The organism is Kocuria rhizophila DC2201 (assembly GCF_000010285.1).
GTDB classification, from domain to species: Bacteria; Actinomycetota; Actinomycetes; order Actinomycetales; family Micrococcaceae; genus Kocuria; species Kocuria rhizophila_A.
In genome coordinates this window covers 1,049,172-1,068,478 of record NC_010617.1, presented here as the reverse complement: position 1 = coordinate 1,068,478, position 19,307 = coordinate 1,049,172, and the positions used below count along the sequence as shown (strand labels likewise).

The 19,307-nt window shown below is 72.1% G+C and carries 18 protein-coding genes; 1 reads left to right on the top strand and 17 read right to left on the bottom strand.

All coding sequences use genetic code 11. The features are described from left to right. Positions 1-144: 144 nt before the first annotated feature. The 10 genes from KRH_RS04745 to KRH_RS04700 form a co-directional block, all read right to left on the bottom strand. Positions 145-957, bottom strand: a complete 813-nt coding sequence (locus tag KRH_RS04745) for a F0F1 ATP synthase subunit delta (RefSeq protein ID WP_012398049.1) — start codon at positions 955-957, stop codon at positions 145-147. Continuing rightward, positions 957-1,505: a F0F1 ATP synthase subunit B gene (locus KRH_RS04740; RefSeq protein ID WP_070105247.1), complete on the bottom strand. Its 549-nt coding sequence runs from the start codon at positions 1,503-1,505 to the stop codon at positions 957-959. Before KRH_RS04740 ends, KRH_RS04745 begins: the two co-directional genes overlap by 1 nt. A gap of 48 nt (positions 1,506-1,553) precedes the next feature. Continuing rightward, positions 1,554-1,757 carry an ATP synthase F0 subunit C gene (atpE, locus tag KRH_RS04735; RefSeq protein WP_012398047.1) on the bottom strand — a complete coding sequence of 68 codons (204 nt, stop codon included), beginning with the start codon at positions 1,755-1,757 and terminating at the stop codon, positions 1,554-1,556. Positions 1,758-1,871: 114 nt separating this feature from the next. Continuing rightward, positions 1,872-2,663: a F0F1 ATP synthase subunit A gene (atpB, locus tag KRH_RS04730; RefSeq protein ID WP_012398046.1), complete on the bottom strand. Its 792-nt coding sequence runs from the start codon at positions 2,661-2,663 to the stop codon at positions 1,872-1,874. Positions 2,664-2,693: 30 nt separating this feature from the next. After that, positions 2,694-3,074: an AtpZ/AtpI family protein gene (locus tag KRH_RS11745; RefSeq protein WP_012398045.1), complete on the bottom strand. Its 381-nt coding sequence runs from the start codon at positions 3,072-3,074 to the stop codon at positions 2,694-2,696. Further along, positions 3,071-3,553 (bottom strand): hypothetical protein, encoded by a 483-nt coding sequence (locus tag KRH_RS04720; protein ID WP_012398044.1) that lies wholly within the window; start codon positions 3,551-3,553, stop codon positions 3,071-3,073. Before KRH_RS04720 ends, KRH_RS11745 begins: the two co-directional genes overlap by 4 nt. Continuing rightward, a complete protein-coding gene (locus tag KRH_RS04715; RefSeq protein WP_105590526.1) occupies positions 3,550-4,800 on the bottom strand; it encodes an MraY family glycosyltransferase in 1,251 nt (416 codons plus the stop codon). The genes KRH_RS04720 and KRH_RS04715 overlap by 4 nt, the downstream gene beginning before the upstream one ends. Next, positions 4,797-6,818 (bottom strand): polysaccharide biosynthesis protein, encoded by a 2,022-nt coding sequence (locus KRH_RS04710; RefSeq protein ID WP_012398042.1) that lies wholly within the window; start codon positions 6,816-6,818, stop codon positions 4,797-4,799. The genes KRH_RS04715 and KRH_RS04710 overlap by 4 nt, the downstream gene beginning before the upstream one ends. 29 nt (positions 6,819-6,847) lie before the next feature. Then, positions 6,848-7,708: a glycosyltransferase gene (locus KRH_RS04705; protein ID WP_012398041.1), complete on the bottom strand. Its 861-nt coding sequence runs from the start codon at positions 7,706-7,708 to the stop codon at positions 6,848-6,850. Continuing rightward, positions 7,695-8,627, bottom strand: coding sequence for a glycosyltransferase (locus tag KRH_RS04700; RefSeq protein ID WP_012398040.1), 933 nt, complete (start codon positions 8,625-8,627; stop codon positions 7,695-7,697). Before KRH_RS04700 ends, KRH_RS04705 begins: the two co-directional genes overlap by 14 nt. Before the next feature lie 220 nt (positions 8,628-8,847). On the opposite strand from KRH_RS04700, the gene KRH_RS04695 reads away from it, so the two are divergent. Then, positions 8,848-9,816 carry an NAD-dependent epimerase/dehydratase family protein gene (locus KRH_RS04695; RefSeq protein WP_012398039.1) on the top strand — a complete coding sequence of 323 codons (969 nt, stop codon included), beginning with the start codon at positions 8,848-8,850 and terminating at the stop codon, positions 9,814-9,816. Between the two features lie 265 nt (positions 9,817-10,081). Here the strand turns inward: KRH_RS04695 and KRH_RS04690 are convergent, their stop codons facing one another. The 7 genes from KRH_RS04690 to KRH_RS04660 all read right to left on the bottom strand — a co-directional run bounded on the left by KRH_RS04690 (position 10,082) and on the right by KRH_RS04660 (position 19,285). Next, complete coding sequence (locus KRH_RS04690; protein ID WP_012398038.1) at positions 10,082-11,146, bottom strand: L-threonylcarbamoyladenylate synthase; 1,065 nt, start codon at positions 11,144-11,146, stop codon at positions 10,082-10,084. A 106-nt stretch (positions 11,147-11,252) separates the two neighbouring features. Beyond that, positions 11,253-12,122, bottom strand: a complete 870-nt coding sequence (prmC, locus tag KRH_RS04685; RefSeq protein ID WP_012398037.1) for a peptide chain release factor N(5)-glutamine methyltransferase — start codon at positions 12,120-12,122, stop codon at positions 11,253-11,255. A 4-nt stretch (positions 12,123-12,126) separates the two neighbouring features. Then, positions 12,127-13,236 carry a peptide chain release factor 1 gene (gene prfA / locus KRH_RS04680; RefSeq protein ID WP_012398036.1) on the bottom strand — a complete coding sequence of 370 codons (1,110 nt, stop codon included), beginning with the start codon at positions 13,234-13,236 and terminating at the stop codon, positions 12,127-12,129. Positions 13,237-13,288: 52 nt separating this feature from the next. Continuing rightward, positions 13,289-15,442, bottom strand: coding sequence for a transcription termination factor Rho (rho, locus tag KRH_RS04675; protein ID WP_012398035.1), 2,154 nt, complete (start codon positions 15,440-15,442; stop codon positions 13,289-13,291). A gap of 294 nt (positions 15,443-15,736) precedes the next feature. Next, a complete protein-coding gene (gene thrB, locus KRH_RS04670) occupies positions 15,737-16,747 on the bottom strand; it encodes a homoserine kinase (RefSeq protein WP_226905900.1) in 1,011 nt (336 codons plus the stop codon). Next, entirely contained in the window at positions 16,744-17,853 is a 1,110-nt protein-coding gene (gene thrC, locus KRH_RS04665; RefSeq protein ID WP_012398033.1) for a threonine synthase, read from the bottom strand. The genes thrB and thrC overlap by 4 nt, the downstream gene beginning before the upstream one ends. 115 nt (positions 17,854-17,968) lie before the next feature. Further along, positions 17,969-19,285, bottom strand: coding sequence for a homoserine dehydrogenase (locus KRH_RS04660; protein WP_012398032.1), 1,317 nt, complete (start codon positions 19,283-19,285; stop codon positions 17,969-17,971). Positions 19,286-19,307: the final 22 nt, after the last annotated feature.

Below are 19,307 nucleotides of genomic sequence, written 5' to 3'. Positions count from 1 at the left end.
GATCATCGCGTCAGCAATGACCAAGCTTGTATTTGTCGCGATGCGTTGCCCCATCGCCGTGCAGCCGCTCGGGCGGCCCGTGGAGGCAACGCGACGAGATGCCGGCACCGACCGACTCCCCGCGATCCTCGCTCCACGAGAGGATCAGGCCCCGATCCGCTGCTGCAGCTGGCCCAGCCGGTGCGTGAGCGAACCGTCGATGATCTCCTCACCGACCTGCACGCGCAGGCCTCCGACCAGCGAAGGATTGGTCTCGGTGGTGAGCTTGAGGTCCCGGCCGTACAGGCGGTTCAGACCGTCCTGCAGCCTGGCCAGCTGCTCCTCGCCCAGCGGTCGGGCCGTCTCCACGCGAGCGATCCAGCGCTGCTGCCGGTCCGCGACCCACTGGGCGAACTGCTCCAGCAGCCGACCGGGGAGGGATCCGCGCGGAGCGCTCACGGCGCGCTCGATCAGCAGGGCCGCCTCGTCGGACTCCGTGTGCGCGAGTCGACGGGCCAGGGTGACCTTGGCCTCGGCACTCGCGCGGGAGTCCGAGAACGCCCGCTGGACGTCCGCGGAGCGGTCCAGCATGGACTTGAACCGGATGAGGTCGTCCACGAGGGCCTCGAGGGCGTGTCCGCCCCCGCGGTTCTCCGCGGCGGCCGCCGCGACGAGCACCGCGGTGCGTTCGATCCCGTCCCCCAGCTGGCGCTCGGTGGCGCTGCGCTGGGAGGCGAGCTCGGCCACGATGTCCACGGCCACCTCGTTCGCCCGCCCGTCGAGGAGCGTGTGCACGAGACGTGCGCGGTCCTCGCCGGAGCGGGAGGGATCCGTGAGGGCACGGCGCAGTGCGCCGTTGGCGTCCACGATGTCCACGATCTCGAACAGCTGGTGCGCGATCTCGGGGGTTGCGGCCGCCGCCCAGCGGTCCACGTCCACGGTGAGCGGACGGTAGGGTTCGTTCGATGCTTCTGCCATTACCGTGCAGCTCCCGTGCGACCTTGCTCGGCATCCAGGTCCGCCAGGAAGCGATCCACCACGCGGTTGGCGCGGTCGTCGTCGTTGAGGGACTCACCGACGATCTTGGACGCGAGCTGTGTTGCCAACGTGCCGACCTCGTCCCGCAGGGAGACGACGGCCGCGGCACGCTCGGCCTCGATGGCCTTGTGCGCGTTCTCGGTGATCCGAGCCGACTCCATGTTGGCCCGGTCCTTGAAGTCCGCCAGGATCTTCTCGCCCTCTGAGCGAGCTTCCTCACGGATCTTCTGGGCCTCGAGGCGGGCACTTTCGAGCTGCTGGTTGTACTCGTCGCGAGCCGCCTTGGCCTCGGCCTGAGCGGCCTTGGCCTTGGCAAGTCCACCCTCGATGGCGTCCGCGCGGTCCTTGAAGACCTTCTCGAACGCCGGGACGATGTACTTGATCGCGATGAAGAGCAGAATCACGAACCCGATGCCGGTAATCAGCATTTCCCAGACGTCCGGGATGAGAGGATTGGCCTCTTCGGCTGCCAACACCATTGCGTTCATGAGCGCGATTCCTGTTCTCTAGTTAGGGCTTGTCCGATGGGCCTTGCCCTACTTGATGAACGCGAGGACCAGGCCCAGGATGGCCAGGGCCTCGACCACTGCGAAGCCCATGAACAGCATGGGCTGCAGGACGCGCTGGGACTCGGGCTGGCGGGCCACGGACTGCATGTAGGCAGCGAAGATGAGACCCACACCGATGCCACCGCCGATGGCAGCGAGACCGTAGCCAATGACGCTAAGCGAACCTTCCATTGTGGATATTTCCTTTCTGGGTGCCCGCGGGTGCGGGCCGTGGTGCCGTTACGGGAGTCGTAAGCGGGCGATGGTCAGGGGTGAGCGGCCCGGGGGTCGCGCTCCTTCGTGGGGCTAGTGCCCCTCCTGCAGTGCGCCCTGTACGTACACGGCGAACAGCAGGGTGAAGATGTAGGCCTGGAGGACCTGGATGAGGACCTCGAGGAAGTAGATGAACAGTCCCAGCACGATGCCGAACACGGAACCGCCGATGCCCATCACGCCGCCCACCTCGGTGGCGAGGAACGCGGTCAGGGCCGCCGCGACCATGATGGCCATGTGACCGGCGAACATGGTGGCGAACACACGCAGGGCGTGGGTCACGGGGCGGATGATGAGGTTCGAGAGGAACTCGAGCGGGATCAGGATCACGTAGAGGATCTTGGGGACGTTCGGGGGCATGGTCATCTTGACCATGAACTGCCCGAGGCCGTGGCGCTTGATGCCCACGCCCACCCAAATCACGTAGGCGATGGCCGCGAGGATGTACGCGGAGCCCGGGTGGGAGAAGGTGGGAAGCTGCAGCACGGGGATGGACCCGAAGAGGTTGTTCACCAGCAGGAAGAAGAAAAAGGTGAACAGCAGGGGCACGAACGGGCGGAAGTCCTTCTCGCCGATGATGTCGCGGCCCAGGTGGTTGCGCACGAACCCGTAGCCCATCTCACCCAGGTATTGACCCTTGGAAGGGACCATGGCTCGGCGCCGGATCACGAACATGAAGAAGCCAGCGATCAGCACCACCGAGAGGAGGATCAGCAGGGTCTGCTTGCCGAAGGCGAACGAACCGACCTCGAAGAACGGGGGAAGATGCATGTCTTCCGTGGACGGGGCCACGAATTCGGCCGGAATCCTCAGGGCGGGGTTCAATACGGGTCCTTTCTGCGGTATCCAGACCGGTCACGCGCCGGGCCGTGGGCCCGGTTCGGCTGACGTCCTTGTCTCCGAGGGGGTCTTCTGCGGGGTGGTGCTGCGGTTCAGAGCGTCCCTCATGTGGAGGTAGCCGAGGTACACCCCGGCGGACGCGCCGAAGACGGCTCCCGCGATCACTATCCACCGTGTTCCCAGCAGGTGATCCAGGAGCCAGCCTATCAAACTCCAAAACGCCGCACCGACCACGACGTACAGCAGCACGGCGAGTCCTCCGCCGAGTCCTCCGCGCTCCACGAGCTCCCCCGCCGTGTGCAGGGTGTCCTGGCGTGCGGCCCGGGTGTAGCGCTCCGAGGCGGAGCGCAGCCCCGGTGTCCGGCGCGGCCCTCGGGGATCCTGTGGCGTGGTCATGGTGTCTCCTTCTCGGAGGGGGCTGCGGGTGCGGCGGCGGCCACCAGTCGGGCCTCCCGCGTGCTCACGCGGTGGGCCAGCACGGCGGAACCCACCGTTGTGGCCGCGAGCACGGTGAGCACTGCGGTAAGGAAGGTCCCCGGCGCCAGCCAGGGGGGCGTCCCGGGGACGAGCAGCAGCCACCCGAACGCGAGGACCTTGATCAGGTAGAGGGCCGCGAGCGCGGGGGCGGTGGCCGCCGGTGCGGTGCGGAACAGCTGGGCGGCCACCAGTACGGTGGCCCCGGCGCTCAGCAGCACGAGTCCCCCGCCGAAGCAGGCGGAGCGGACGCCGTCCCCGAGGCCCGGGCGGTAGGCCGCGACGAGCAGCAGCACGGCGAGCAACATGGCCCCGGCGGCGGCGGCGCGGGCTCCCGGCGCGTACGACGGGCGGCCGGGGGCGGCGGCGTCGTGCGGGGTGGCCGGCGCGGGAGCGCTCACGCGCGCGGCTCCCGGCCGGCGGGGCGCCTGCGGGCGAGCAGGACCGGGGCGGCGAGGTACGCGACCACCACGAGCACCACGGCGAGCCCGGCGACCACCGAGCCCGTGCCGTTGGCGCGCAGCCCGTAGAGCGAGATCAGGCTCACGAGCACCGTGGCCGCGGTGACCGTAAGGGCGGACTGCACGTGGCTGAGACCGGCGTCCGTGAGCCGCTGGTAGGCGTGCTGGCGGTGCGGCTTGTACCAGACCTCGCCGCGGCGGATCCGCAGCACGAGCGTCACGGCGGTGTCCGCGAGGTAGATGAGCAGGGGCGGCAGCAGGAACTCCACGTACACGCCCGAGAGGAACGCGCCGATCGCCATCGCCGCAATGGCCCCGCCCAGCACGTAGGAGCCCACGTCCCCCAGGAACACCGTGCCGCGGCCCAGGTTCCAGGGCAGGAAGCCGAGGAACGCACCGGCCAGGGCGAGGCCTGCGCACACCATCCAGGCCATGTCGTTGACGCCGCCGGCCCACGCGTAGAGCAGGCCCACCGCGCCGCCGTGCAGCCCGGAGATACCGTTGATCCCGTCCATGAAGTTGGCGATGTTGATGTAGGCCACCGTGGCCGCGACCCCCACGGGCCACCACCACGCGGGAATGCCCAGGGCCACGATCAGCGCGGCGGTACCCAGTGCGCCGATCAGCGCCTGCACCCCGAGCCGCACGCCGATGGACACCCCGCGGTAGTCCTCGGCCCAGCCGAGCGCGGCGCTGCCGACGGTCATGGCGAGCACCACCAGGGCGATCGAGCGGTCGACGGGGATCAGCCCGGTCACCAGGGCCGCGCCGTAGCTGAGGATCAGCGCGAGCGCCACGGCCAGGCCCATGCCGCGCAGCACCGGGCGGGAGTGCGAGGACCTGTCCGAGGGGATGTCGACGACGCCCCACCGCGTCAGCAGCGGACGCACCGCGAACGGCAGCACGGCCGAGAGCGCGAACGCGAGGCCGAGGGTCCAGGGCGCGAGCCCCAGGATCATCCGCAGCGCGTCGCCGTCGGACAGCGCGGCCGGACCGGTCACGAGGTCCGGGACCCAGGCCCCCGCGGCGGGCGCGAGTCCCAGGGGGTGCGCGTGGGGTGCGAGCCACGGCTGTCCGGGCCCCGCGGCCGCGATCTGCGCGGCGGCAGCACCGGGAATGACCGCGCCAGGGAGGCCGGACGCCCATGCGGCGGGGACCAGGGAAACGGACACTGCCACGGCGCTCATGAGTCCCCTCCCGTCCGCGCGGTGCCACCGGGGTGGCCGGAGCCCGGCTCGTCCGGGGGCACCGGGGTCGTGGCGGCCGAGGTGGCGCCACCGGGAGCGGAGGAGCCGGACGATCCCGGGGCGGCGTCGTCGTCGCGCCGACCGCCGGAGGTGCCCGAGCGCTCCGCGGCGCGCGGCACCGAGAAGTCGGTGATCCTCGGCTGGGTGCTGACCGCGACCTGCGGGATGGAGCCGGTGAACATCATCCCGCCGCGCACCTTCCACACGTGGCGGTCCAGGTTGGCCGGGTCCAGGCGTTCGGCCTTGGCGTGGGAGATCTTGGGGTGCAAGGGGCGCTCGTCCGTCTCCCCCGCCCCGATGAGGTCCTCGTGCAGCTTCTCGCCGTGGCGCAGCCCGGTGATCTCGATGCGGATGTCCTCCCGCCCGGACATCGAGCGCAGCCGCTGGGCGATGTCCATGATCCGCACGGGCTGGCCCATGTCCAGGATGAGCACCTCTCCCCCGCGGGCGATCGCTCCGGCCTGGATCACCAGCTGACAGGCCTCCGGGATGGTCATGAAGTAGCGGGTGGCGTCCGGGTGGGTGACCGTGATGGGCCCGCCCTGGCGGATCTGCTCCGCGAACAGCGGCAGCATGGACCCGCGCGAACCGAACACGTTGCCGAAGCGCACGGACGCGTAGCGCTTGCCCGTGCGGTCCCCCATCCAGGCGGTGAGCTTCTCCGCGACGCGCTTGGAGTGTCCCAGGGCCGTGGTGGGGTTGGCCGCCTTGTCCGTGGAGATGTTCACGAACACGTCCACGTCCACGGCGGCCGCCGCGCTGAGCACGTGCAGGGAGCCCATCACGTTGGTCTTCCAGGCCTCGTCCGGGTACTGCTCCAGCAGGGAGACGTGCTTGAGGGCCGCGGCGTGGAAGACCACCTGGGGGCGGCGGTCCTCGAAGACCTTGGACACGGCGTCGGTGTCCCGGATGTCGCACAGCACGGTGTCGTTGCCGTCCAGCAGCCCGCGGCCGGTGATGGAGATCTGGGTGGCCTGCAGCCCGGACTCGTCCCGGTCCACCATGATCAGCTCGGACGGCTCGAAGCCCACGAGCTGGCGGCACAGCTCGGAGCCGATGGAGCCGCCGGCACCGGTGACCAGCACGCGCTTGCCCGTGACGTAGCCGGCGATCGCGTCCACGTGGATGTCCACGGGGCGGCGCCCGATCAGGTCCTCCATGGAGATGTCCCGCAGGTCCACGCTCTGGTGCGCGCCGGTGAGCATGTCGCTCAGCGGCGGGACGGTCATCACGCGGGTGCCCGTGCCCTCCACGGCGTCGGAGACGCGGCGCATGGTGCGGGGGTCCACGTCCGCGACGGCCACGATCAGCACCCCGGCGCGCGTGTGCTCCAGGACGGAGGCGGCGTCGTGCAGGGTGCCCATGACCGGCACGGAGGAAATCCGCAGGTGCTTCTTGGCGGGGTCGTCGTCGAGCAGGGCCACCGGCAGGAAGCCCGAGGCCGGGTCCTGCATCATGCGGTGGACCAGGAACGTGCCGAGCGCACCGGCGCCGAAGATCACCACGTTCTGGGCCTGGTCACCGGGCTTGGCCGTGGACTCCTGGTACATGCGCTTGAGGTAGCGGAACGCGGCCATCAGCAGGCACGCGAAGGGGAAGGCGATGAAACCGAGGGACCGTGGGATCCACAGCGAGACGCCGAAGACCAGCAGCACGCCCTCGAGCAGGGCGGTCACGATCACCGTGACCACCACCAGCAGCTTGGCCTCCTCGAAGCTGCCGAACGAGTAGCGCCCCTTGTACAGGGCGAAGGAGAACCCCACGAGCAGCTGCAGCACCACCGCCACGAGGCACGCGACGACCACCCCGCCCACGGAGACCAGCTCGATGTGCAGCTCGAAGCGCAGCAGCACGGCCACCCACAGCGCCACGATCCACGCAACCGAGTCCAGGATCATCTGGATCCACAGCCACGCGACCGGTTTGTCCGCTCGGGGGGTGGTGACGGGGTTGACCATGGGGTGACAAGTCCTTTCGGGTGCGCGGCTCAGCCGTTGCGGGGGCCCACCATGAGCCGGTAGGCGGTCTCGCGCACCCGCAGGGGCACGAACCGGTAGCCGCCACGCACCATGACGTTCGTGGCCCATTGTAGGAACCCCACGTGCCCGAGGGACCGCAGCCGGGCCTGCAGACCCAGTTCGGCCCGCAGCACGCGGTAGCCGCCGCGGCGCTCGTAGGAGCCCGCCGAGATCCGGTAGCCCACCAGGGGTTCCGCGACGTTGCGCACGTCCGCGCCCGCGTGCAGCATCCTGGCCCACAGCCAGTAGTCCTCGGCCATCGGGACGTCCTCGTAGCCGCCCACGGCCTGGACTGCGCTGCGCCGGAACACCACAGTGGGGTGGGAGATCGGGTTGCGGCGCCGGCTCACGGCCGCGATCCGCTCGGCACCCACGGGTGCCGTGCGCAGGGCCACGGGCCGGGACTCGTCGTCGCCGATCTCGTGCATGGACGCGCCCACAAGGTCCGCGCCGTCCTCCACGAGCGGCAGCTGCAGCTCGAAGCGCCGCGGGTAGGCGACGTCGTCCGCGTCGGCCCGCGCGACGACGTCGTGCGCGCACCGTGGCAGGGCGGCGTCCAGGGCGTGCGCGAGGCCCTGGTTGCGCGCCAGGCGCAGCACCCGCACGGGCACCGGGGACTCGGCCTCGAGGCGGTGGATCTCACGGTCCAACGACGCCGCCACGGGGCCGTCCTGGACGATCAGCACCTCCGCGGGCGGGCGGGTCTGCTCCACGGTGTTGGACTCCACGGCCCGACGCAGCCGCTCCGGCGTGTCCGCCCGGTACACGGGCAGCAGCACCGAGAACGGGACGGGGAACCCGGCAGGGTCCAGGGCCTCAGCGAGGGCCACCGAAACCCCGCCCGCGCATGCCGTCCGTGTAGAGCTTGGCCCAGGTCCGCAGCCCCTTCAGGTCGCGGTTCCTGAGGTAGTGGGCGGGGTAGCCGATCGCGTCCGCGCCCAGCTGCACCACGCGCTTGTAGTGCCACGAGACGTAGCCGCGGTTGCGGAAGAAGTGGCGCTGCTTGAACTCCCCCGGGGGGATCAGCACCTGCAGCCTGCCCGGGACCACCACGTGCTCCTCGTCCCATCCCGGCGGGTGGGACACCGCGGTGGTGGTGACCGTGCCGAACGGCAGCCCGCTCCGGCGCAGCCGCACGAGGAAGTCCACCTCGTCCCCGCGCAGGAACAGCTTGAAGTCCGGCAGCCCCACCCGGAAGAACACGGACTCGTCCACGAGGGCACCGTTGAAGAAGTTGGCGTACGAGTCCAGGAAGCCCAGGGGCTCGAGGTCCGCGCGCCGGTGGGTGATCCCGCCCTCCAGTCGGTACGGGAAGGACAGCAGGCTGTGGTCCTGCGGGGCCACGATCAGCGGTGAGACCACGGCCAGGCCGCGGTCGCGGGCGGCCGCGCGAAGGATCCGCAGGCAGTCGGGGTCCTCGGGGTGGGCGTCGTCGTCCATGAGCCACACCTGCTGCGCACCACTCGCGAGCGCGGTGAGAATCGCCAGGGCGAAACCGCCGGCACCGCCGAGGTTGGCCTCGGAGCGGCGGTAGTTCAGCTCGAACGCTCCCCCGATCCGCTCGCGCAGCTCCGCCTCGTCCAACGGGGTGCGCCCGGCGTCCACGAGGCTCAGACTCGCGACGGGGTCGGTCTGGACCCGCAGCGCGTCGATCAGGGTGGCGACGTCCTCGGGGCGGTCCTGCGTGACGCACGCGACACCCACGTTCGTGCCCGACTGGGCGGCGGCCTTCGGACTGCTTGCGGTCATGACGCCCCCGGGACGACTCGTGGTGTGCGGTGCTGATCCGTTCCGCGGCGGGCCCGCCCGGTGGGGAGCGTGCCGGGTGCCGGTGAACTGTCGGAGTCTATCAACGCGCACCCGGAGGCCGGCTGGACGTCGGGGCACCCGCGCCGTGCCGGTGGAGGTCCCCGGAGCGCTCCGGGGCGCTACCGTACGATGGACGCACCACCACGGGAGGAGACACACAGTGACGGTTCACAGCTGGCGCGTGCTCGGAGCCACGGGCTTCATCGGTTCCGCCATCACCACGGCCCTGCAGGCACGGGAGATCCCGGTGACACCGGTGGCCTCGCCGCGTCTCGCCTCGCCGGCCACGACCGTCCACCACCTCGTGGAGCACGCCCAGCGGCTGGAGTCGGTGATCGACTACCTGGCCGACTCCTTCGCGGGAGCGGACACGGTGGTCAACGCCGCGGGCCTGGCCGCCCCGGACCAGACGCACCAGCAGTCCCTCACCGGGGCCAACGCCCTGCTGCCGGTGCTCGTGGCCCTGGCGGCCCACCGCACGGGGGTGCGCCGGGTGATCCACATGAGCTCGGCCTCCGTGCAGGCGGACGCCCCGGTGCTCGACGAGTCCATCCGCACCGCCCCGTTCTCCCCCTACTCCTTCTCCAAGGCGCTGGGCGAGTCCGCCCTGTACCGCCTGCACTCCGAGTGGCGCTCCGAGCAGGGCGCTCCCCAGCTCACCGTGATCCGGGCGACCTCGGTGATGGGCAGCGAGCGCCGCACCACCCGTATGCTCGCGCGCTTCGCGTCCTCCCCCCTGAGCTCCGTGGCCGGGGACGGTTCCGCGCACACCCCCGTGACGTCCGTGACCGCGCTCGCGCAGTTCACGGTGGCGGTCGGCGAGTTCCCGCGGCCCCTGCCCCCGGTGATCCTGCAGCCCTGGGAGGGCGCGACCACCGGTTCCGTGCTGCGCGACGCGGGCCGCCGCGATCCCCTGGCCCTGCCGCCGTGGCTGTGCCGCGCGGCGATCGCCTCGGCGCGCTTCGCCTCGGGAGTCGCGGGCCACCGCTACGCCGGGGCCATCCGCCGCCTGGAGGTCACGTGGTTCGGCCAGGAGCAGGTCCCCGGGTGGGCCCACGAGAACGGTGTGCTCCCCGAGCCCCACGTCCAGGAGGTCCTGCGCCAGGCGCACCTGGCCCTCGGACGCTGAGACCCGGCGGGCCGCGGCGCCCACCCGGTCCGCGGACATCTTCCTCAAGGCCCGGTGGCATGCGACCCGGGTGCACGCGTCGGTCCGGCTCGTCCGCCGCATGCGCCGGGAACGACGCCGCCGAGGTGCGGTGCCACCGTCCGCCCAGTCCGCCTCTGCCGTGCGATCCGCGCGCTGGGTGCGCGTGCGCCGTGCGATCGGCGGGCGTGCGCCGTGCGACCCGTGTGTTGGGTTCACGCATGCCGTGCGAACCGTGCACGTGCGCTCAGTGCGCGGGGCGGTCCTCGCCGGGCAGATCGTGGTGGGCCCGCATACTCGCGCTCTCGTCCCGGTCCCCCGCCACCAGCAGCTGCGCCTCGTCCATGCTGAGCGCCCGGGTGCCGTTCCAGCGCGGTTCCGGTGAGCCGTCACGGTCCCGGAGCTGGTCCACGGAAGCGGTGTCCGATCCGGCGGCATCCTGCACCATGGCGGTGATGAGTTCCTGGTCCGCGGTGTCCGCCCCGCTCTCCCCGGCCGGAGAAGTGGCCGGCACGGCAGAGCCGTCGGCGTGAGCAGCGGCGTCGTTTCCGGCACCCGAGCCCGGAACCGACGCACCGGTCGTCCCTGGCGCCGCGCTCGCGGGATCCGCGCCGGGCTCGGTCGGTGCGGGCGCGTCCTCCGTGCCACCCCCGTGCACGGCCGGCACCACCTCGCGCAGCCGCTGCAGGGTGATGGCGCCGTGGCGCAGCACCACCGGGGTCTCCCCCGTGCAGTCCACGATGGTCGAGGCGGCGTCCCGCGCACCGGCGGCCGGTTCCCGGACGGGCCGGGGCCCGGCCTCGAGGTACAGCGCCACGCGGTCCTGGAGCATCTCCCGGGCCTGCTCGGCCGTGCGGGCCGCGGGCATCCCCGTGCGGTTGGCGGAGGAGACCGCCATGGGGCCCACCCGCTCCAGCACCGCGCGGGTCACGGCGTCGTCGGGAACACGCAGGGCCACCGTCCCGTGGGTCTCGCCGAGGTCCCACCCGAGCGAGGGCCGCGCCCAGCACACGATGGTCAGGGCACCGGGCCAGAACGCCCGGGCCAGGGCGCGGGCGTCGTCCGAGATCTCGTCCGCGAGGGCGTCCATGACCTCCGGGCGGGCGATGAGCACGGGCGGGGGCATCTCCCGCGTGCGCCCCTTGGCGCCGAGCAGCCCCTGCACGCCCGGGGCCGAGAAGGCGTCGCACCCGATGCCGTAGACGGTGTCGGTGGGCAGCACCACGCACTCGCCGTCCCCGGCCACCTCCGCGGCCCGCGCCACGGCGGCTTCCAGCTCCTCCTGCGTCCCGCAGGACATGATCTCGCTCACGAGCAACTCCTCACGCTCTCCGTCTGTCTGTGTGCGTTCCGCGCGCCGTCGCCGCGCCGCCCGGCCGGGCTGACCCGCCGGCGCGGTGGCCGTGCCCGGCCGCGGCTCAGCTGCCGGGGTCCCCGGGCAGCACCGCGCTGGTGGCCCGGGGACGGTCCGTGAGGTCGCGGTGCAGCTCCACGTTGCGGAAACTCCGCTCGCGCAGCGCGTGCGCCACGGCCTCGACCTGGGACTCCGCATGCTCCATGATGAACGACCCCCCGGGGCGCAGCACCCGCACGGCCGTGTCCATGGCCGCGAGCGGGTGGCGCATCCCCGTGGCGTCCCCGCCGTAGAGGGCCGTGGCGGGATCGTGCTCCCGCACCTCGGGATCACGCGGGACGTCCGTCTCGGGGACGTAGGGCGGGTTGGTGACCACCACGCAGAACCGCCCGGCGGTGGGCACCGAGACGTCCCGGTAGTCGCACTCCAGCAGCCGCACCCGGGTGCCCGCGAGGTTGCGACGGGTCCACGCCAGGGCGGCGGGCTCCCGCTCCACGGCGGTGACCCGGCACGCGGGGTCCTCGCTCGCCACGGCCAGGGCGATGGCCCCCGAGCCCGTGCCCAGGTCGATCACCGCGGGATGGACCTCGCCGGCCTCGCGCCACGCACGCGCGTGGTCCAGGGCGAGCTGGACGAGCAGCTCCGTCTCAGGACGGGGCACGAAGACCCCGGGCCCCACGGCGAGCTCGAGCTGGCGGAAGGGGGCCGTGCCCGTGATGTGCTGCAGGGGCTCGCGCGCGGCCCTGCGGTGCACCAGCTCGCGGTACCCCTCCGGCTCCGGAGACCCCAGGATCGCCCGGGCCTCGGTCTCACCGCGGGAGAGCCCGAGCGCGTGGGCGGCGAGCAGGGCGGCGTCGTTGTCCGGGGAGGCCACACCGGCCGCGGTGAGCTCGGCGCGGGCCCACGCGATGGCCTGGGCGAGTGTGCTGCCCACCGGGTCAGCCCCTCCGGCCCGCGGACCCCTGCTCCGCCGAGTCCTGGCCCAGCTGCTCCAGGCGGGCCTTCTCGTCGAGCTCGACCGCCGAGGCGATCACCGGTTCCAGCGCGCCGTCCAGCACGTGGTCCAGGTTGTAGGCCTTGTAGCCCGTGCGGTGGTCCGCGATCCGGTTCTCCGGGAAGTTGTAGGTGCGGATCCGCTCCGAGCGGTCCACGGTGCGCACCTGGGACTTGCGGGCGGCGGCGTTCTCCGCGTCGATCTGCTCCTGCTGGTGCGCGAGCAGCCGGGCGCGCAGCACGCGCATGGCGGCCTCACGGTTCTGCAGCTGGGACTTCTCGTTCTGCATGGACACCACGATGCCCGTGGGCACGTGGGTGATGCGCACGGCGGAGTCCGTGGTGTTCACGGACTGCCCGCCCGGGCCCGAGGAGCGGTAGACGTCGATCTTGAGGTCGTTCTGGCTGATGTCGATCTCGTCCGGCTCGTCCACCTCGGGGAACACGAGCACCCCGGCGGCCGAGGTGTGGACACGGCCCTGGGACTCGGTCACGGGCACGCGCTGCACCCGGTGCACCCCGCCCTCGTACTTGAAGCGGGCCCACGCCCCCTCGGACGGGTCCGAGGAGCTGCCCTTGACCGCCAGCTGGACGTCCTTGTAGCCGCCCAGCTCGGTGGGGGTCGAGGAGAGGATCTCGGTCTTGAGACCGGACTGCTCCGCGAAGCGCATGTACATGCGCAACAGGTCACCGGCGAACAGCGCGGACTCGTCCCCGCCCTCCCCCGCCTTGACCTCGAGGATCACGTTGCGCCCGTCGTCCGGGTCCCGCGGGACCAGCTTGCGCCGCAGCGCCTCCCTGGCCACCGCGAGCTCCTCCTCGAGCGGCTTGACCTCCGCGGCGAGCTCGGGGTCCATGCTCCCGAGCTCGCGCGCGGCCTCGAGGTCCTCGGAGAGCCGCTCCACCCGCCGGTGCGCCTCCACGATGCCGTTGAGCTCCGAGTAGCGGCGCCCCAGCTTCCGGGCCCGTCCGGCGTCCGCGTGGACGGCGGGGTCCGCCAGTTCACGCTGCAGCTGGGCGTGCTCGTCCAGCAGCGGCTGAACAGGATCGGACATGGGGTGGACTCCTTGATCGACGGGTGGGACGGGCGGACCGCGGGTGCGGTTCCTAGTGGCCGGCCAGCGTGGTCTTCTGGACCTGCATCAGGAACTCGGCGTTGGACTGCGTGTCCCGCAGCTTGCTGGTGAGCAGCTCCAGGGCCTGCTGCTGCTCCAGACCGGAGAGCACGCGGCGCAGGCGCCACATGATCTTGATCTCCTCGGGCGAGAGCAGGTTCTCCTCGCGGCGGGTGCCGGAGGAGTTGACGTCCACGGCCGGGAAGATGCGGCGGTCCGCCAGCTGGCGGGACAGGCGCAGCTCCATGTTGCCGGTGCCCTTGAACTCCTCGAAGATCACCTCGTCCATCTTGGAGCCCGTCTCCACGAGAGCCGTGGCCAGGATGGTGAGCGAGCCGCCGTTCTCGATGTTGCGCGCGGCGCCGAAGAACTTCTTGGGCGGGTACAGCGCCGCGGAGTCCACACCACCGGAGAGGATGCGCCCGGACGCGGGAGCCGAGAGGTTGTACGCGCGGCCCAGGCGGGTCATGGAGTCCAGCAGGACCACCACGTCCATGCCCATCTCCACGAGGCGCTTGGCGCGCTCGATCGCGAGCTCCGCCACCGTGGTGTGGTCGTCCGCGGGACGGTCGAAGGTCGAGGCGATGACCTCGCCCTTCACCGTGCGCTGCATGTCGGTGACCTCCTCGGGGCGCTCGTCCACGAGCACCATCATGAGGTGCACCTCGGGGTTGTTGGTGGTGATCGCGTTGGCGATCGACTGCAGCATGAGGGTCTTGCCGGCCTTGGGCGGGGAGACGATCAGGCCGCGCTGGCCCTTGCCGATCGGCGCCACCAGGTCCACCACGCGGGGACCGATCTTCTTGGGATCGGTCTCCAGGCGCAGCCGCTCCTGCGGGTACAGCGGCACGAGCTTGTTGAACTCCACCCGCTCCTTGTTCTCCTCCGGGGTGCGCCCGTTGACCGAGGTCAGCTGGACCAGGGCGGAGAACTTCTGGCGGGAGTTGTTGTGCTGCTCGCCCTCGCGCGGGGCACGGATGGCGCCCACCACGGCGTCGCCCTTGCGCAGGTTGTTCTTCTTGACCTGGGACAGGCTCACGTACACGTCGGACGGGCCCGGCAGGTAGCCGGAGGTGCGCACGAACGCGTAGTTGTCGAGCACGTCCAGGATGCCCGCCACGGGCAGCAGGACGTCGTCCTCGGTGATCTCGACGTCGTCCACGTCCGGACCGTTGTTCCGGTTGCGGCGGTTGCGCCGCTCGTTGCGGTCGTTGCGGTCCGAACGGTCCCCGCGCTCGTTGCGGTCGTTGCGGTTGCGGTTGCGCCGGTTGCGGCGGGAGCCGCCCTCGCCGTCGTTGCCACCGCGGTCGTTGCGGTTGCGGCGCTCGTTGCGGTTCTGGCCGTCCTGGTTGCCGCCGTCCCCGGAGTCCTTGGAGTGGCCGTCCTTCGAGCCACCGTCCCGGGAGCCGTTGTCCTTGGAACCGTTGTCCTTGCCGCCGCGGCGGTTGTTCTGCTCCTGGCCGCCGTCCTTGGACTCGCCCTGCTGGTTGCGCTGGCGACCGCCCTCGGAGCGGCCGTCCTGCTTGCCGGGCTTGTCCTCCGAGGAGAAGCTGTCCCGGTCCTGCTGGGAGGACTTCTCGCCGCGGTTGCCGCGAGCCCGCTGGTTGCGCCCGCCGCGGCCGTCCTTGGAGTCCCCGGACTGCTCGGACGAGTCCTGGGAGCCGTCCTGGCGCGCCGGGCCCTGCTCCTCGGCCTGATCCTTGCCGCCCTGCTCCGCGTCCGGCTGCTCCTGGGCGGACCGGGCACCGTGGCGCTCGCCTCCGGCGGTGGCACGGCGGGAGCGGCGCGAACCGGACTGCCGCTCGGCGCCCTGCTCGTCGGCGTCCTCGGAGGACGTGGCCGCGGAGGACTCGTCGGAGCCGTTGGCCGGGGCGGCGTCGTCGCCGGAGGAGGTGTGGCGTTGGGAGGCCTTGCGAGCGGTCTGCTCGATCTTCTCCTCCACGGCCTTGTCCCGGGCGGCGACGGCGCCGCCGCGCTGGTGGGCCTCGATGGCCTCGACCAGCAGGGACTTGCGCATGCGGCGCGCACCCGTGATGCCGAGCTGCGCGGCGAGCGCCTGCAGCTGGGCGAGCTTGAGGCCGGAGAGGCCGGTGCTCTGGGCGTTCGAGGATTCCGTTCCCTGTTCGGGGGCGGTGGATTCTGTCACGAAGGTTCCTTCTGACTCGGTGGGGGCTGCGGCCTTCAGATCGCCGACAGCCCGACGTTGTGGGTGTGGGCCGCGCGCGGCGGGCCACGGAAGACACGCGCAGTGAGCACGCGCGATCGGCAATGGATTCCCCCGATTCTCCCGCTCGAGCGGACTGCCACATCACAGAGGTGGCGGGGCTGCACGGGAGAGGATCGCAGAGAGGCGACGCCTTCGAACACCTGCGGTGGGTCACTGCGCACGGGGCTCAACTGCGGGGCTGCACCGTCCGGCAGGCGGAGGTGAACCCGGGGCCTATTGCGTGGATGACTCCACTTTAGCACCCTCGGTGGGCACCCGCAGGGCACGCACACGCCACGCCACGGGTGTTCCACCCTCGGCAAGCGCCGCCGACGCCGCCCCGGCCGTGAGCTCGGCGACCGCCGCCTCGGCGGCCCGCGCGGCCCGCTCCCCGTGCGCGAGCACGAGCACGGTGGGTCCGGCACCCGAGATCAGTGCCGCGTGGCCCCGCTCGCGCAGCCCGGTCACGAGGTCGTGGCTCGGGGTCATGGCGCGTGCCCGGTAGTCCTGGTGCAGCAGGTCGCGGGTGGCCGGCAGCAGCAGCTCCGGGCGTTGACCCAACGCGGTCACGAGCAGCGCGGCGCGCCCGGCGTTGACCGCGGCATCGTGGTGCGGCACGTGCTCGGGCAGCAGGCCGCGGGCCACGGACGTGGCCACCTCGAAGTCCGGCACGGCCACCACGGGCACCACGTCCGGGTGCACGCGCACGGGCACGGAGTGGAACCGGCCCTGCTCCTCGTAGGAGATGGTCAGCCCGCCCAGCAGGGTGGGGGCCACGTTGTCGGGGTGGCCCTCCAGCGCCGAGCACACCTGCAGCACCGTGTCCGCGTCCAGGCGCAGCGCGCGGGGCAGCAGAGTGTTGCCCGCGAGCACCCCGGCGACCACGGCGGACGCGGAGGAGCCCATCCCCCGGCCGTGCGGGATCACGTTGTGGGCGCTCAGGCGCACGGGGGGCAGGGCCCCGGCGCCGGCGGCGTCGAACGCGGCCTGCGCGGCCCGCAGCACGAGGTGCTCCGCGGTGCGGGGGACGTCCTGCGCGCTCTCACCGTGCAGCTCGAACTCCAGGCCGTGCGCGATGCGGGTCACGGTCACGGTGTCGCGGTGCTCCAGGGCCAGGCCCAGCGAGTCGAAGCCCGGGCCCACGTTGCCGGTGGACGCGGGAACGCTCACGCGCACCCACGTGCCCACCGGGGCGGGCGTGTAGAGCCCGGACACCGGCTCGTGCGTGGCGTCCCGGGTGCTCACGCGAGACCGAGGGCCGCGGCGACGGACACGACGTCGAAGGGCACGCGCTGGGGCTCCGCGGCCCGGGCGTCCTCGGCCTCGGCACCCTTGACCGCCCACTGCGGGTCCTTGAGGCCGTGGCCCGTCACCGTGGCGACGATCGTGGCGCCCGAGGGCACCTCCCCCGCGCGCGCCTTCATGAGCAGCCCGGCCACGCTCGCGGCGGAGCCCGGCTCCACGAACACGCCCTCGCGCGAGGACAACCAGCGGTGGGCCTCCAGGATCTGCTCGTCCGTGACGGCGTCGATGAGCCCACCGGACTCGTCCCGGGCCGCGATCGCCGTGTCCCACGACGCGGGGTTGCCGATCCGGATGGCCGTGGCGATGGTCTCCGGCTCGGTCACGGGGTGGCCCAGCACGAGCGGGGCCGCACCCTCCGCCTGGAAGCCCCACATGGCCGGGGTGCGCGTGGCCACCGCGGGCAGCACCTCCCCCGAGGTGCCCGGGGTATCCTGCGCGTACTCGCGGTAGCCCTTCCAGTACGCGGTGATGTTGCCGGCGTTGCCCACGGGCAGCACGTGGATGTCCGGGGCGTCGCCCAGCGTGTCCACCACCTCGAACGCCGCGGTCTTCTGGCCCTCGATCCGGTACGGGTTCACGGAGTTCACCAGGAACACGGGGTAGGACTCGGAGAGCTTGCGGGCGACCTCCAGGCAGTTGTCGAAGTTGCCGTCCACCTGGATGATGTCCGCACCGTGCGCCACGGCCTGGGACATCTTGCCCATCGAGATCTTGCCCTCGGGCACGAGCACCGCGCTGCGCATCCCGGCCTGCTTGGCGTACGCGGCGGCGGATGCGGAGGTGTTGCCCGTGGAAGCGCACACCACGGCCTGCGCGCCGGCCTCCTTGGCCTTGGTGATGGCCATGGTCATCCCGCGGTCCTTGAACGAGCCCGTGGGGTTCATGCCCTCGAACTTCAGCCACACGGTGGAGCCCGTGAGCTCGGACAGCGCGGGCGCCGGGATCAGCGGGGTGCCGCCCTCGCCCATGGTCACCACCTCGGTCCGCTCAGTCACGGGCAGCCGGTCCCTGTACTCGTTGATGACGCCCTGCCAGACGTGTGCCATGCCGTGATGCTCCTCGGGTGAAGGGGTTGTCGGTTCAGCTCTCGTGCCGCGCGTGGGCGCGGCGTGCGGTGCCGGTCCGGGAGGGTGCGACGACGCCGCCCGGCCGGCTCCCGCTCTATTCTCCGGTCTCCACCGGGGTCACGGAGACCACGTCCCGGACCACGGGCAGCGAGCGCAGCGCCTCGACCGTGGCCATGAGGTCCGCGTGGCGCCCGGAGTGGGTGACCAGGCGCAGCAGGGAGGTCCCCGTCACGCGGGGGTCCTCGCTCTGCTGCATCGTGGAGATGGAGACCCCGTGGTCCGCGAACACCTGGGCGAGCCGCGCGAGCACGCCCAGCCGGTCGGTCACGGCCAGGGTCACGGCCAGCCGCGTGGTGACGTCGTCCATGCTCACAGCGGGCAGCGCCGCGTAGTCCGCGAGCGGGATCCCCTGGGCGCCCAGGGCGATGGCCCGGGCCGCGGAGACGAGGTCCCCCAGCACCGCGGACGCCGTGGGCTCACCACCGGCGCCCTGTCCGTAGAACATGAGGGACCCGGCCGCGGCGGCCTCCACGAACACCGCGTTGTAGGCGCCGTGCACGCCCCCGAGCACGTGCTCGCGCGGGATCATCACGGGGTTCACCCGCAGGTTCACGCCGTCCCCGCAGCGCTCCCCCACGGACAGCAGCTTGATCACGTACCCGGCCTCCCGGGCGGCCGCGACGTCCTCCGCCGTGACCCCGGTGATCCCCTCGCAGTGGACGTCCTCGATCGTGTAGCTGGAGTGGAACGCCAGGGAGGCCAGCACGGCGGTCTTGGCGGCGGCGTCGTGGCCCTCGACGTCCGCGGTGGGGTCCGCCTCCGCGTAGCCCAGGCGCTGGGCCTCGGCCAGTGCGTCCTCGAACGCGGCGCCCGTGGTGTCCATCTGGTCCAGGACGAAGTTGGTGGTGCCGTTCATGATCCCCAGGAAGCGCTCCACGCGGTCCCCCGCGAGCGAGTCGCGCATGGGGCGCACGATCGGGATGGCCCCGGCCACCGCGGCCTCGTAGGACAGCTGGGCCCCCGAGGCTCCCGCGGCGTCCTGCAGCTGCCGCCCGGACTCCGCGAGCAGGGCCTTGTTCCCCGTGATCACGGAGGTCCCGGCCTGCAGGGCGCGCAGCACGCGCTTGCGGGTGGGCTCGATGCCGCCGGTGAGCTCCACGACCACGTCCGCGGCGTCGATCACCGCGTCCGCGTCGGTGGTCAGCAGCTCCGCGGGCAGCTCGACGTCGCGCGGGGCGGCGGTGTCCCGCACCGCGATCCCGCACAGCCTCAGCCGCACCCCGCTGCGCAGGGCCAGCTCGTCCCCGCGGGTGAGCAGCACGTGGGCCACCTGAGAGCCCACCGTGCCCGCCCCCAGCAGGCCGACGTTGAGGACGGGGGTCTCGTGGGCGCTCGTGGCGGTGGTGTTCATGGCTCCTGGGCTCCTCCGTGGT